Consider the following 13,275-nt stretch of genomic DNA (forward strand, 5'->3'; position numbering starts at 1 on the left):
TTCCCATCTCGCGGGTTTTTCAGCTTTCTGGCGTCCTGTCAGTGAATAAGGAATCTCAGCATGAAGCGCGCGTCTCTTATTACTCTTTTACTGATTAGCTCTTTCGGTGGCCTTCATTCTGCGAGCGCGATGGATTACCCGTTGCCGCCTGCGGGAAGTCGTCTTATCGGTCAAAATCAAACCTATTCCATTCAGGAAGGGGATAAAAATTTGCAGGCTATTGCCCGACGATTTAATACGGCGGCGCAACTGATCCTCGAAACCAATAATACGATTGCACCGGTCTATCCTGCGCCCGGCACGGTGATTACGATCCCGTCGCAAATGCTGCTCCCTGATACGCCGCGAGAAGGCATTGTGGTGAACCTGGCCGAACTGCGGCTCTATTATTTCCCGCCGGGTGAAAATATCGTCCAGGTCTATCCGTTAGGGATAGGGCAATTAGGACTGGAGACGCCGGTCAGCACCACGCGGGTAAGCCAGAAGATCCCTAATCCAACCTGGACGCCTACAGCGGGCATCAGAGCGCGCTCACTGGCTCAGGGCATCAAACTGCCGCCGGTAGTACCAGCAGGGCCTAATAACCCGTTAGGGCGCTTTGCGTTGCGTCTGGGGATAGGTAATGGAGAATATCTTATCCACGGCACCAGTGCTCCCGATAGCGTCGGGCTGCGTGTCAGTTCCGGGTGCATGCGAATGAACGCCCCGGATATTAAAGCGCTGTTTGCGCAGGCCCGCGTGGGGACGCGCGTGCAGATCATCAATGAACCAGTGAAGTTCTCGGTAGAACCGGATGGCAGGCACTACATTGAGGTGCACCGTCCTCTGGCGCAGACAGAAGGCGAGAACCCGCAAACCACGCCAATCCTCCACAACGCAGACTTTGCGTCGTTTGCGTCTCAGGAAGGGAATGACAAGGCGCTGATCGACAAAGCGTTAACGCGTCGTGCCGGGATTCCGGTCGCTGTGTCGGCCGGTAATGGCCCTTCTGCGAACAGTGCGGTGTTGTCGGTGCAGAACACTCGTGTTTCAGCGGCAGTCTCTGAAGGCGAGCAGGACGTGGTGATGCAGTAGGGATTCGCGGAAAACAGGCAAAAAAAATGGCGCACAATGTGCGCCATTTTATTAACAGGTACTATTACTTACGGTATTTAGTAGCCTGGTTGTCCAGACGCTGGTTAGCGCGTGCTGCGTCGTCTTTAGCAGCCTGAACGTCAGAACGCATTGCGTTCACGTCGTTGCTCAGCTGATCAACTTTAGCGTTCAGAGTCTGAACGTCAGAAGACAGTTGATCGATTTTAGCGTTAGAAGAACAACCTGCCAGCATAGTAGAAGCCAGGATTACCGCGCCCAGTACCAGTTTAGTACGATTCATTATTAATACCCTCTAGATTGAGTTAATCTCCATGTAGCGTTACAAGTATTACACAAAGTTTTTTAGGTTGAGAATATTTTTTTGATGGGAATACCCTTAATTTTGATCGTTCGCTCAAAGAAACAACGAATCCGGGCAATTCTTTAAAAAAGCTATGTTAAAAAAGGGATTTATCATCGGATTCATCTTAGATAATTCACTCTTAAATAGAAAAACTCGATTTGCTTTTAGAATAAACATGGCGTTGTCAAAAATAAAAAAGCGCCCCGAGGGCGCTTTTTGTAAAAAACAATTCGTTGGTTAATGATTACAGCACGTGAACAGATGCCGTGTTGGTGGTGCCACTTGGAACCAGTGCACCAGAAACCATCACTACAACGTCGCCTTTACGTGCCAGACCACGATCAACCAGCTGCAGCGCAACTTCTTTACCCAGACGATAGAAATCGTCGGTAGACGCAATCTCTTTGACCAGGTGTGGGATCACGCCTTTGCTCAGAACCAACTGACGCGCAGTGGTTTCATTGGTCGTCAGCGCCAGGATGGTTGCGCTTGGGAAGTATTTACGCACGGCTTTCGCAGATTTACCGCCCTGGGTCGCTACAACGATCAGCGGCGCATCCAGTTTTTCAGCCGTTTCTACCGCGCCACGACAAACGGCTTCGGTGATACGCATCTTACGGCTATCGTTGTTGCTGTCCAGACGGCTGGTCATCACGCGGTCAGTACGCTCGCAGATGGTTGCCATGATGGTTACAGCTTCCAGCGGGTATTTACCCTTCGCGGACTCACCGGACAGCATTACTGCGTCGGTACCATCAATGATGGCGTTCGCGACGTCGCCGGCTTCTGCACGGGTAGGACGTGGGTTTTTGATCATAGAATCAAGCATCTGTGTTGCGGTGATAACCACTTTACGCGCACGCACACATTTCTCGAACATCATCTTCTGCGCGAAGATAACTTCTTCAACCGGGATCTCAACGCCCAGGTCGCCACGCGCAACCATGATGCCGTCTGACGCTTCGAGGATTTCGTCGAAGTTGTTCAGGCCTTCCTGGTTTTCGATCTTGGAGATGATCTGGATGTTCTCGCCACCGTGGGCTTTCAGGTGTTCACGGATTTCGACAACGTCAGAACGCTTACGGATGAAGGAAGCCGCAACAAAGTCAACGCCTTGTTCGCAACCAAAGATCAGGTCCTGTTTGTCTTTTTCAGCCAGCGCTGGCAGAGCAATAGAAACGCCTGGCAGGTTAACGCCTTTGTTTTCGCCCAGGTCGCCGTTGTTCAGTACTTTACAAACAACGTTTTTGCCTTCGATCGCGGTGACTTCCATACCGATCAGGCCATCGTCCACCAGTACGGTGTTGCCAACAGACAGATCGCTGGTGAAGCCTTCATAAGTTACAGCCACGATATCGCTGTTACCCACAACGGTTTTATCCGTGGTGAAGGTGAAGGTCTGACCGGCTTTCAGGGAGACGTCGTTGCCGCCTTCCAGTTTAATGGTGCGGATTTCTGGGCCTTTGGTATCCAGCAGAATGGCGGCTTTTTTACCCGACTTGCTCATCACGTTGCGCAAGTTCTGAATACGCTGACCGTGTTCAGCATAATCGCCGTGAGAGAAGTTCAGACGCATTACGTTCATGCCGGCGTCCAGCATTTTGCTCAGCATCTCTTCAGATTCGGTTTTCGGGCCGATGGTGCAAACAATTTTCGTCTTTTTCATGACAGTCTTAGTCTTTTAAGTTGGGAAGGATATGGGAATCTCGCTCCGGGGGCGCACTGCCGCGGAGTCAAACCTGTGTTGCGAAATTTTAAATGGCACGCACTAAGGATAGGTGACATCAAATGAGCGTGCAGAAGAAAGTGTGCCTGAGTATCAGCCCAACGAAGGAGAGGAGAAATTTTACGTTGTTTTTTGTATTCCAAGGGCTGAAACCATTCACCAGGGATTAGGCGCGCATTATACGCTGATTTTCAGACAAAAGGAAAATGGAAACGGCGTTTCAAAAATAATCTGTGCAGTTTCACATAAGATTGTTATCAACGCGTTAAGGTGCCAGAGCAGGTTGTTGCGGCAGATGACCTCTCTGCCGCAAAAGGGTTAAATTGTCAGCGCGTGTTCCAGGTCGGCAATCAGGTCGTTCACATCCTCTATTCCGACAGACAGGCGAATCAGCTGTGGAACTATGCCCTTTGCCAGCCGCTGATCGAGAGGAATAGACGCATGGGTCATGCTGTACGGCTGGCTAACAAGGCTTTCCACACCGCCCAGGCTTTCGGCCAACGTAAATAATTTCAGCTTACGGATGATGTCCGTTGCCCGTTGCGCATCCCCTTTGACCACCACCGAAATCATCCCACCGGGCAGCGCCATCTGGGTGCGGGCAAGCTGATAATGTGGATGAGTTTCCAGCCACGGGAACCAGACTTTTTCAATTTGTGGATGCTGCTCCAGCCGTTGCGCAATCGCCAGCGCATTCGCGCTGTGTTTTTCCATGCGCAACGCAAGGGTACGAATTCCACGTAATGTCAGGAAACTGCTGAACGGATCGAGGACGCCACCAATCGCATTTTGCAAATACCCCAGCTTTTCTGCCAGCGCGCTATTACTGCCGACCACCGCCAGCCCTGCGACGACATCCGAGTGGCCGTTGAGGTATTTCGTCGCAGAATGCACCACGATATCAAAACCAAACTCCAGCGGACGATGAATGACCGGCGACGCAAAGGTGTTATCCGCGACGCTAATAATGTTATGGCGACGGGCGATATCGGCGATCCCCGCGAGATCGGCCAGTTTCAGCAGGGGATTGGTCGGCGTTTCCACCCAAATCATTTTGGTCTCGGGGCGGATGGCCGCGTCGATCCCGGCAAGGTCGCCGGGCTCAACCCAGCTCACCTGCAGGCCTGAACTGCGCTTGCGCACATTCTCTATCAGGCGATACGTTCCGCCGTAAACATCATCAATCGCGACAATATGGCTGTCTTTATCCAGCAGCTCCAGCACGGTGGCGATAGCCGCCAGCCCTGATGCGAACGCAAACCCGCGCGTGCCGCTCTCCAGTTCAGCGATGGCGGTTTCCAGCGCATAGCGGGTCGGATTGCCGCTGCGGGAATATTCATATCCGGTGTGATTGCCGGGTGACGGTTGCGCAAATGTTGATGTGGCATAAATCGGCGGCATCACCGCGCCATGCTGATCGTGAAATTCGCCGCTGTGAACGCTTAACGTGGCCAGTGTTTTCATGGTGTTCTCCTTATTGTTGTAGACGGTTGCGCCAGACGGTGAGGACATCGCTGCGCGTTATCAGACCGAGAAAACGGTCACGGTCATTAATGACGGCGACCAGGCCGCGATCGAAAATCGGCTTCAGCGCGCTCTCTGGCGCATGTTTATCGAGCACTTCAACGTGACGGGTCATGGCGTGCGTCACGGGCAGGGCGAAACGCGCTTCGTCTCCCGCGATATGGCTGACGAGATCCCATTCATCGACGATGCCGACAACCTGGCCGTTCTCCAGCACCGGAAGCTGGGAAATGTCATACAGGCGCATTCGCGCCAGAACGGTGGCGAGCGTGTCATCGGGCGCGGCGGTCACGGTGGCCCCTTCGTCATGACGTAGTGCAATGTAGTCAGACAGATCGCCCGATCGAGGACGCGCGATCAGCCCTTGCTGGCGCATCCAGTCGTCATTAAACATTTTCGACAGATATTTGTTGCCGCTGTCGCAGGCAAACGTCACCACCCGTTTGGGTGTGGTTTGCGCCTGGCAGTATCGCAGCGCCGCCGCGAGCAACGTACCGCTCGACGAGCCGGCCAGAATGCCTTCGGTTTTCAACAGGTCGCGCGCAGTGGCAAACGCTTCCCGATCGCTCACGCGAAACGCCTGGTGCACCCCTTCGATGTGAGCCAGCGGCGGAATAAAATCCTCGCCGATGCCTTCCACCAGCCACGACCCCGCTTCCTGATAACGACCGGACTCCACCTGATCGGCCAGCACCGATCCGGCCGGATCGGCGAGGACAAACTCGGTGTGTGGCGAGTGCTCGGCAAACCACGCCTGCAATCCGCCAAGCGTCCCGCCCGATCCTACGCCAACCACAATGGCGTCAATGCTGCCGTCAAGCTGTTCAAACAGCTCCGGCGCAGTGGAGGTGCGATGAGCCAGCGGATTCGCCTCGTTATTGAACTGGTCAATATAAAATGCGCCTGGCGTCTCCTCTGCCAGCCGCTGGGCGTAATCCTGGTAATACGCCGGATGACCTTTATTCACGTCGGACCGCGTCAGCACAACGTGCGCACCCAGCGCACGGAGATGGAAGATTTTTTCGCGGCTCATTTTGTCGGGGACGACCAGAATTAAGGCATAGCCTTTTTGCGCGGCAATCAGCGCCAGCCCCAGCCCGGTGTTTCCGGCGGTGGCTTCAATAATGGTCCCGCCCGGTGCGAGCAGACCTTTACGCTCGGCTTCATTAATCATCGACAGCGCCACGCGGTCTTTAATGGAGCCGCCGGGATTCTGGTTTTCGAGTTTTAAAAAGAGCGAGCACGGACCGGTATTCAGTTTATGAAGCTGAATCATCGGCGTGCGGCCGATCAGTTCGGTAACGGAGTGATAAATCGCCATGGTCTTTTCCAGAAAGGGAACATGGCTGGATGATAGGACTGTGAAATCTACTCAATAAAGAACGTTTCACTGCCTTATAGAACGGAAAGTAATATAAATGACGTTTTTGGCGGTAAGGACTGCAAGCCGTCAAGTGCTCCAGATGGGAGGATGGCTATCTAAGCGCAAAATGCTGCAAAAATGCGCGTTTTTACGTCAACTACACCGTCACATATGCATCTGACAGATAATGATTGCTGAAAATAAGCTAATCCTCCTGCGGCCAGTTGCCACGCTACATATTTCTGGAGGTTATAAGAAAGACTATTTTGTTCATTTAAATCATGATAACGTCTGTTTATTATCGTTTGGACATCCATACTGCTAAACCGCTATATGCGTAACGGATAAGTAAAATAATGATTGTTCTCAGGAATATTTCGAAGGTTTTTGACAACGGGAAAGTGTCGCTCACCGCTGTTGATAACGTCAATTTGACGGTTGAGCAGGGACAGATTTACGGAATTATTGGCTATAGCGGCGCCGGAAAAAGTACGCTGATTCGCCTGCTGAACGGTCTGGAAAAACCGACGTCCGGCAATGTGACGATTAACGGCCATGACATCTCATCGGCGAAGGGCGAAGCATTGCGCCAGGCGCGACTGAAAATCAGCATGGTTTTCCAGCACTTCAACCTGCTGTGGTCGCGTACGGTCAATGAGAATATTGCCTTTTCCATGCAAATCGCGGGCGTACCGAAAAACAAAATTACGGCGCGGGTGGCTGAACTGGTGGAGCTGGTGGGCCTGACAGGACGCGAAAATGCCTATCCGTCCCAGTTGAGCGGCGGGCAAAAGCAGCGCGTCGGCATTGCGCGTGCGCTGGCTAATAACCCGGATGTGTTGCTGTGCGATGAGGCGACCTCTGCGCTCGATCCGCAGACGACCGATCAGATCCTTGATTTGCTGCTCGACATTAACCGTCGTTTCAAACTGACGATTGTGCTGATTACTCATGAGATGCACGTTGTGCGCAAAATCTGCGACCGCGTGGCGGTAATGGAAAATGGTCAGGTGGTGGAGGAGGGCGACGTCCTGAGCGTCTTCACGCATCCGCAAAAACCGATTACCCGGCAGTTCGTACGCCAGGTGAGTCAGTATCACGAGGAGGAGGCATTCAACCCGGAGCTGGCAAATGAACTTGAAGGCACCGTCATTAAGCTGACGTTTACCGGGCACAGCACACACAAGCCGATTGTCGGTGAGCTGACGCTGCGTTACGGTCTGCCGTTTAATATCCTGCACGGCAAAATGACACAAACCGCCCACGGTGTGTTTGGCCAGCTTTGGCTGCACGTGGTGGCGACAGAAGAACAATTGAACAATATCCTCGCCGACCTGAAGCACAGCGATATTGATGGTGAGGTAATTAAGCATGGCTGAAACACTTTTCCCGCATCTGAAATGGGATCAACTCTGGGCGGCGACGCTGGAAACGTTGTACATGACCGCACTGTCCGGGATCGCGACTTTTGTGCTCGGCATTGCACTGGGCCTGGCGCTGTTTTTAACCGCGCGCGGCGGGTTATTTCAGAACCGAACGCTGTATAGCGTGATCTCGATTGTGGTGAACGTGTTCCGTTCTATCCCGTTCATCATCCTGATTGTTTTGTTGATTCCCTTCACCAAAACGATTGTCGGTACCATTCTCGGTGCGAATGCAGCACTTCCTGCACTGATTGTCGGTGCGGCCCCTTTCTATGCGCGCCTGGTCGAGATCGCCCTGCGAGAAGTGGATAAAGGGGTTATCGAAGCGACGCGTTCAATGGGTGCACGACTGAGTACCTTAATTTTTCGGGTTTTATTGCCAGAATCATCCCCTGCGCTGGTATCAGGCATCACGGTAACGCTGATTGCCCTGGTGAGCTACAGCGCAATGGCCGGGGTGATCGGGGCAGGCGGTTTGGGAAATCTGGCTTATCTGGAAGGATTCCAGCGCAACCACGGTGACGTCACGCTGGTGGCAACGGTGACCATTTTAATCATCGTTTTCATTATCCAGTATTGCGGCGATGTCATGACTTCATTGCTCGATAAACGCTGAAATTACACATACTAAAAACACACAGGAAACGACATCATGAAAAAAACACTGACACTGATTGCCGCCGCAACGCTGAGCGCCCTGAGTTTTGCATCCTGGGCGGACACCCTGACCGTGGGAGCGTCCAACACGCCACATGCCGAAATTCTGGAGCAGGCCAAACCGATTCTGGCAAAACAGGGCATCGATCTGGAAATCAAACCGTTCCAGGACTACATCCTGCCGAACACCGCGCTGGCGGGCCGTGACATCGACGCGAACTATTTCCAGCACATTCCTTACCTGAACAGCGTACTGAAAGATCATGCTGGCGATAAAGATTACGATTTCGTTAGTGCGGGCGCGATCCACATTGAGCCTATTGGCATTTACTCGAAAAAATACAAGTCGCTGAAAGACCTGCCGGAAGGCGGCAAAATCATCATGCGTGATGCGGTCTCTGAAGAAGGTCGTATTCTTTCCATCTTCGAGAAAGAAGGCGTTATCAAGCTGAAGCCGGGCATTGATAAAGTAACGGCACGCATCAGCGATATCGTTGAAAACCCGAAAAAACTGAAATTCACCCCGAACGTCGAAGCCGCGCTGCTGCCGCAGATGTATAACAATGACGAAGGCGATGCGGTAGTGATTAACGCCAACTATGCCATCGATGCAGGTCTGGACCCGGTTCACGATCCTATCGCCGTCGAGAGCGGTGAAAATAACCCGTATGCCAACATCATTACGGTGCATCGTGGCGATGAGAAGAAGAAAGATATCGTGGCGCTGGTGAGCGTACTGCATTCAAAAGAAATTCAGGACTGGATCCGCACCAAATATAAAGGCGCAGTTATTCCTGTAAATAATTAAACATCTATTTTTTTATTAAAGCCCGGCGCATTGTGCCGGGCTTTTTCTTTGTATAGATCCAGTGAATCCTTTAAGCTAGGCGAAAAGGCCAATGGAGTGAGCAATATGGGCAATATCACCAAAGACGAAGCGTTGTATCAGGAGATGTGCCGGGTCGTAGGCAAAGTGGTTCTTGAAATGCGTGATTTAGGCCAGGAGCCAAAACACATTGTTATCGCAGGCGTTCTGCGCACTTCGCTGGCAAACCAGCGCATCAAGCGCAGCGAGTTAACCACTCAGGCGATGGAAACCGTCATCAAATCGCTGGCGGGATAATCCTGGCAGCGTTACTTGTTTGCAATAGTAATACCCCGCGTTATTTATTTTCAGATGCCACTTTTGAAAATCAGCGTTAAAAATGACGCGCACATCATGTTTACCTTTAAATAAAATGTGCGAATCATTATTCCTCAAATCAAAAATGTTTTAATCAACAGCGTTATGAAATCCAAAAATATCTACTTGGTTGTATTCACCGCGTAAGCATGAAGGCGCATCGCGCATTCTCATCACGTACATCCCTCAAAACGCTGGCCGGGTTGCCCGCCAGCGTTTTGCTATTTGCTCCAGGGCGCAGCAAAGCAGGTAATACACCAGGCCGGTGAAGATAAAGATCGCTGCCGGGTAAATTTGCACCCGGTTATTGACCTGTCCGGCCACGGTCGTTAGCTCCGGAACGTTCACAATAAAGGCCAGCGACGTGTCTTTCAGCAGACTGATAAAAATCCCCAAAAGCGATGGCAGAATGGTGCGGAATACCTGCGGGAGTAATATTAACCATAGCGTTTGCTGCGTGCCAAAACCCTGCGTCAGCGCGGCTTCGTATTGCCCGGTCGGCAGGGCGCGAAGGCCCGCTAACACCGAGTGCATCACCGCCGCCGCGGTAAACCATGCCAGCGCCAGGGTTACGGTAACGGCACCGGGCATATCCCCACCGGTTAACAGTGGCAGCAAATACCACATCCAGAAAATTACAAAGATAAGCGGAATACCGCGAATCACTTCCGCCCATACATAAAGCACCTTGCGCACCATGCCAGGGAAACGCCAGGCCAGACTTGCCAGTGCTATACCCGTGGGCAGAGCCAGAACCGCCGCGCCCAACGCCATCAGCAATGTCAGCAACACGCCCCCGGGCTGGCCTGCGGAAAGCCGCCCCCACAGCAGATAATCCAGGTTATCGGTTATCACAGCCAGTCCGGCGATCATGCGTTTTCACTCCCTGTGGCAATCGTGATTTTTGGTGCTCGCTGAATACGCTTTGCGCAAGAGGGGCCGAGTTTGCCCAGCAGCAGCCCCATTAATACGCCGGTCAGCAGGTAAAGCACCGTGCCGACGGTAAAGGCTTCCAGCGCATGCGCGTTATAACTTTCAATTTGCCGCACCTGATAGGTCAGCTCGGCAAAGCCAATGCCGCTGGCCAGTGAGGAGAGTTTCATTAAGTTCAGATACTGGCCAACAACGGGCTGCCACGCATGCGCCAGGCCTTGCGGGAGCAGGATAAAGCGGAAGATCTGCCATGAGGAAAACCCTTGCGCAAGCGCAGCCTGCCGCTGCCCGCGCGAGACAGCCTGTAACCCGGATTCAATTTCTTCAACCAGAAACGCTGAGGTGAACACGCCAAGTCCCCAGGCGGAACATAAAAACTCAGGCGTGAACCACCAGACGTCGCCCGGTAAAACAGACCAGGTGTGTTCGCCATTGATGTAATCCCGGAGCGTAAACGGCAGCCAGTTCCACGCCGCAAAATACCAGAACAGGAGTTGCACCAGTAACGGCGTATTGCGAAACAGCGACACCCAGACGGAAACGACGATGTTGCCCGTTTTACCGCCAGCCGTGCGTAACAACAGAAACAGAATCGCCAGGCTGCTGGCGATGATTATCCCCGCCAGCGTCACCCACAGCGTGGTCAGGAAGCCGGATAAAATCCATTGCACAGGTTGTCCTGTCAACACACCTTGCCAGTCGAGAGCGGGCATTACGGCTGCTCCTGATGAAGCGGGTTTAACACTTTTTGCAGGAAACGGCGGGTGCGAGGATGTTCCGGATGCTGGAAAAATTGCGCTGGCGGGGCGGTCTCAAGGATCTCGCCGCCGTCAATAAACACCACCCGGTCAGCAATCTCACGAGCGAACTGCATCTCATGCGTTACCACAATCATGGTGATCCCGCTGTGGGCGAGGGATTTCATGACCTGCAGTACCTCGCCGATCATTTCGGGATCGAGCGCGGATGTCGGCTCATCAAACAGGATAATTTGTGGTGAGGACGCCAGTGCGCGCGCAATCGCGACGCGCTGCTGCTGCCCGCCGGAAAGCTGTGCCGGATAATGGTGCGCCTTTTCCACCATGCCGACGTGTTCGAGCAGGGCCAGCGCGCGCGCCTGAGCCAGCGGCGGTGTCCAGCCGTGCACTTTTTCAAGCGCCAGACTGATGTTCTCAGACGCGCTGAGATGGGCGTATAGGTTGAATTGCTGGAACACAAATCCGACACGGCTTCGCAGTTGACGAAGGGCCGTGCCGGTCAGCGCGCGCGTGGGTTTGTTATCAATCAGTATGTCACCACCGTTCAGAGATTCGAGCTGATTGATGAGGCGGATCATGGTGGATTTGCCGGAACCCGAGGGGCCGAGGATGGCCACCACTTCGCCGGGTGCGACGGTGAAATTTATCCGGTTGAGCACCTGATGGTCGCCGTAGCGTTTGACCACATTTCGGAACTCAACGCTGGCATGTTCCAGATGTGAAAAATCCGCGGCACGAGCCGCGGAGCGTGAGAGTAAACCTGAGAGCATTTTACTGGGCTTCTATTTTAAAGGCGCGGGGCTGCGGTGAAGGGGTTTGCGGCCCGAACCAAACGTCATAGATTTTGGCCGCTTCGCCGCTTTTCTCAAGGTTAACGAGCTCGGTGTTGACGACGTTGAGCAGGGCGGTTTCGCCTTTTTTCACGCCGACGCCAATCTCTTCTTTACTGAGCAGGTCCGGCAGAATTTTGAAGTGGGCTTTATCAGGGGCTTGCGCCAGCAAGCCCGCCAGAATGGTGCTGTCCTGCGTGATCGCCTGGACGTTACCGTTTCGCAGCGCGGTCAGCGCCAGCGGAATATCATCATAGGAAAGTACGCGGGATTGCGGGAAACGCTGATGCAACGCCTGTTCACCAGTGGTCCCTTTAACCGCGCCAATGCGCGCCTTGCTGTAAGCGTCGAGTTTATCCGCCGATTTTACCGGAACAAGGAATTGCTGACCGGTTACGAAATAGGGCGTTGAGAAATCAATGACCTGGGCACGTTCCGGGGTGATGGTGATGTCCGCGACAATAAGATCGGCTTTGCCAGATTGCAGCAAAGGGATGCGGTTGGCGGGATTCGTCGCCACCAGTTCCAGCTTAACGCCCAGGGATTTTGCGAGCGCTTTCGCAAAATCAACGTCATATCCGACGATGTCATGTGTTTTCGCATCGATGGAGCCGAACGGCGGATTCGCGTCAAAAGTGGCGACTTTCACCACGCCTGCGGCTTTGATATCCGCGAGCTGATCGGCCTGAGCCTGTGTTGATAAAATACCGCCTGCCGTCAGTAAACCGAGTGCCAGTACGAGCTGCTGATAATGCTTTTTATGCGTTGCCATGGATTCCTCTGCTTTCCCGTTGTTTTTGTTTTGTCCCGTTACGCTCCCATAAGCGTTCGCTATCGCCAAATAAGAAATCGTTCTTTGCTATATGCAAAAAGGCATTAGTGAACAATGTGTTATCGACAAGTAGCGGAAAAGAATGCTTTTGCAGATAACGCACATCGTCTGCCGAAATTGGTATTTCCTTTGTGGTGAAAACGGGTGTTTAACTGAGATCAGACAAAACGGTGAGGAGTCAGAATCATGCAAAACTGGGTGAATACGTTACGGCGGTTCTTTGCAATTCCATCCGAGCGTGCGGAGAACAGTGCGCAACGTGTTATCGAGTCGGTACTTCCGATTGCCAGTCTTTACGGCGTCGATGTCGCGAATATCGATCCGGAGTGGTTCCATGACAAAACATCACGCTGAGTTACGCCAGACGCGCGTCACTTACTGGAACGAACTGTGCAGCCGATACCTGAATGTATCTCCACAACGCTGACTGCAAAGGCGTCGCCGCGTGGGCTACCAATGAAAGAAGAGGAGGCCGTGAAGGATGTTATGAGTATGGGCGCTGCGCCGGGCGGTAATCGTGATGAGATTCGCGGGCAACCGGCGATTGTCAGCCTGGATAAATGCATAAAAAAGCACCGGAACCAGTCCAGTGCTTTGATAATGAAAG

At 52.9% G+C, this 13,275-nt stretch carries 15 protein-coding genes; 6 read left to right on the top strand and 9 right to left on the bottom strand.

Going from position 1 to position 13,275, the window contains the following annotated elements:
• The first annotated feature begins 60 nt into the window (after nucleotides 1-60).
• Entirely contained in the window at nucleotides 61-1,074 is a 1,014-nt protein-coding gene (gene ldtE, locus I6L74_RS17265; protein ID WP_059178149.1) for a L,D-transpeptidase LdtE, read from the top strand.
• Between the two features lie 64 nt (nucleotides 1,075-1,138).
• Here ldtE and I6L74_RS17270 read toward each other — a convergent pair whose 3' ends face one another.
• From I6L74_RS17270 to I6L74_RS17285, 5 genes are all read right to left on the bottom strand, one after another.
• Complete coding sequence (locus tag I6L74_RS17270) at nucleotides 1,139-1,375, bottom strand: major outer membrane lipoprotein (RefSeq protein WP_012017161.1); 237 nt, start codon at nucleotides 1,373-1,375, stop codon at nucleotides 1,139-1,141.
• A gap of 307 nt (nucleotides 1,376-1,682) precedes the next feature.
• Nucleotides 1,683-3,104: a pyruvate kinase PykF gene (gene pykF / locus I6L74_RS17275; RefSeq protein WP_059178148.1), complete on the bottom strand. Its 1,422-nt coding sequence runs from the start codon at nucleotides 3,102-3,104 to the stop codon at nucleotides 1,683-1,685.
• Nucleotides 3,101-3,307: a protein YnhH gene (gene ynhH / locus I6L74_RS21710; RefSeq protein WP_419720718.1), complete on the bottom strand. Its 207-nt coding sequence runs from the start codon at nucleotides 3,305-3,307 to the stop codon at nucleotides 3,101-3,103. The genes pykF and ynhH overlap by 4 nt, the downstream gene beginning before the upstream one ends.
• 175 nt (nucleotides 3,308-3,482) lie before the next feature.
• On the bottom strand, nucleotides 3,483-4,628 hold the full coding sequence (locus I6L74_RS17280) for a trans-sulfuration enzyme family protein (RefSeq protein ID WP_059178146.1): 1,146 nt from the start codon (nucleotides 4,626-4,628) through the stop codon (nucleotides 3,483-3,485).
• Between the two features lie 10 nt (nucleotides 4,629-4,638).
• Nucleotides 4,639-6,009: a pyridoxal-phosphate dependent enzyme gene (locus tag I6L74_RS17285; RefSeq protein WP_059178145.1), complete on the bottom strand. Its 1,371-nt coding sequence runs from the start codon at nucleotides 6,007-6,009 to the stop codon at nucleotides 4,639-4,641.
• 398 nt (nucleotides 6,010-6,407) lie between these two features.
• Between I6L74_RS17285 and I6L74_RS17290 the strand changes: the two genes are divergently transcribed.
• From I6L74_RS17290 to fumD, 4 genes are all read left to right on the top strand, one after another.
• Nucleotides 6,408-7,430, top strand: a complete 1,023-nt coding sequence (locus tag I6L74_RS17290) for a methionine ABC transporter ATP-binding protein (RefSeq protein ID WP_059178144.1) — start codon at nucleotides 6,408-6,410, stop codon at nucleotides 7,428-7,430.
• The gene (locus I6L74_RS17295) at nucleotides 7,423-8,091 is read left to right on the top strand and encodes a methionine ABC transporter permease (protein ID WP_059178143.1); all 669 of its coding nucleotides are present in this window, start codon (nucleotides 7,423-7,425) and stop codon (nucleotides 8,089-8,091) included. The genes I6L74_RS17290 and I6L74_RS17295 overlap by 8 nt, the downstream gene beginning before the upstream one ends.
• A 36-nt stretch (nucleotides 8,092-8,127) precedes the next feature.
• Nucleotides 8,128-8,940: a MetQ/NlpA family ABC transporter substrate-binding protein gene (locus I6L74_RS17300; RefSeq protein WP_059178142.1), complete on the top strand. Its 813-nt coding sequence runs from the start codon at nucleotides 8,128-8,130 to the stop codon at nucleotides 8,938-8,940.
• 105 nt (nucleotides 8,941-9,045) lie between these two features.
• Entirely contained in the window at nucleotides 9,046-9,255 is a 210-nt protein-coding gene (gene fumD, locus I6L74_RS17305; protein ID WP_012017168.1) for a fumarate hydratase FumD, read from the top strand.
• A 246-nt stretch (nucleotides 9,256-9,501) separates the two neighbouring features.
• Here fumD and I6L74_RS17310 read toward each other — a convergent pair whose 3' ends face one another.
• Genes I6L74_RS17310 through I6L74_RS17325 form a run of 4 tightly spaced genes read right to left on the bottom strand, consistent with a single transcriptional unit; the run spans nucleotide 9,502 to nucleotide 12,608 of the window.
• A complete protein-coding gene (locus I6L74_RS17310) occupies nucleotides 9,502-10,188 on the bottom strand; it encodes an amino acid ABC transporter permease (RefSeq protein WP_059178141.1) in 687 nt (228 codons plus the stop codon).
• Nucleotides 10,185-10,961: an amino acid ABC transporter permease gene (locus I6L74_RS17315; RefSeq protein ID WP_059178140.1), complete on the bottom strand. Its 777-nt coding sequence runs from the start codon at nucleotides 10,959-10,961 to the stop codon at nucleotides 10,185-10,187. The genes I6L74_RS17310 and I6L74_RS17315 overlap by 4 nt, the downstream gene beginning before the upstream one ends.
• Nucleotides 10,961-11,776: an amino acid ABC transporter ATP-binding protein gene (locus I6L74_RS17320; RefSeq protein WP_059178139.1), complete on the bottom strand. Its 816-nt coding sequence runs from the start codon at nucleotides 11,774-11,776 to the stop codon at nucleotides 10,961-10,963. The genes I6L74_RS17315 and I6L74_RS17320 overlap by 1 nt, the downstream gene beginning before the upstream one ends.
• A gap of 1 nt (nucleotide 11,777) precedes the next feature.
• Nucleotides 11,778-12,608, bottom strand: coding sequence for an ABC transporter substrate-binding protein (locus I6L74_RS17325; RefSeq protein ID WP_059178138.1), 831 nt, complete (start codon nucleotides 12,606-12,608; stop codon nucleotides 11,778-11,780).
• 246 nt (nucleotides 12,609-12,854) lie between these two features.
• Between I6L74_RS17325 and I6L74_RS17330 the strand changes: the two genes are divergently transcribed.
• Nucleotides 12,855-13,022 (top strand): hypothetical protein, encoded by a 168-nt coding sequence (locus I6L74_RS17330; protein WP_072241778.1) that lies wholly within the window; start codon nucleotides 12,855-12,857, stop codon nucleotides 13,020-13,022.
• Nucleotides 13,023-13,275 lie beyond the last annotated feature (253 nt).

The organism is Lelliottia amnigena (assembly GCF_019047465.1).
In the GTDB taxonomy this organism is placed as follows: Bacteria; Pseudomonadota; Gammaproteobacteria; order Enterobacterales; family Enterobacteriaceae; genus Enterobacter; species Enterobacter amnigenus.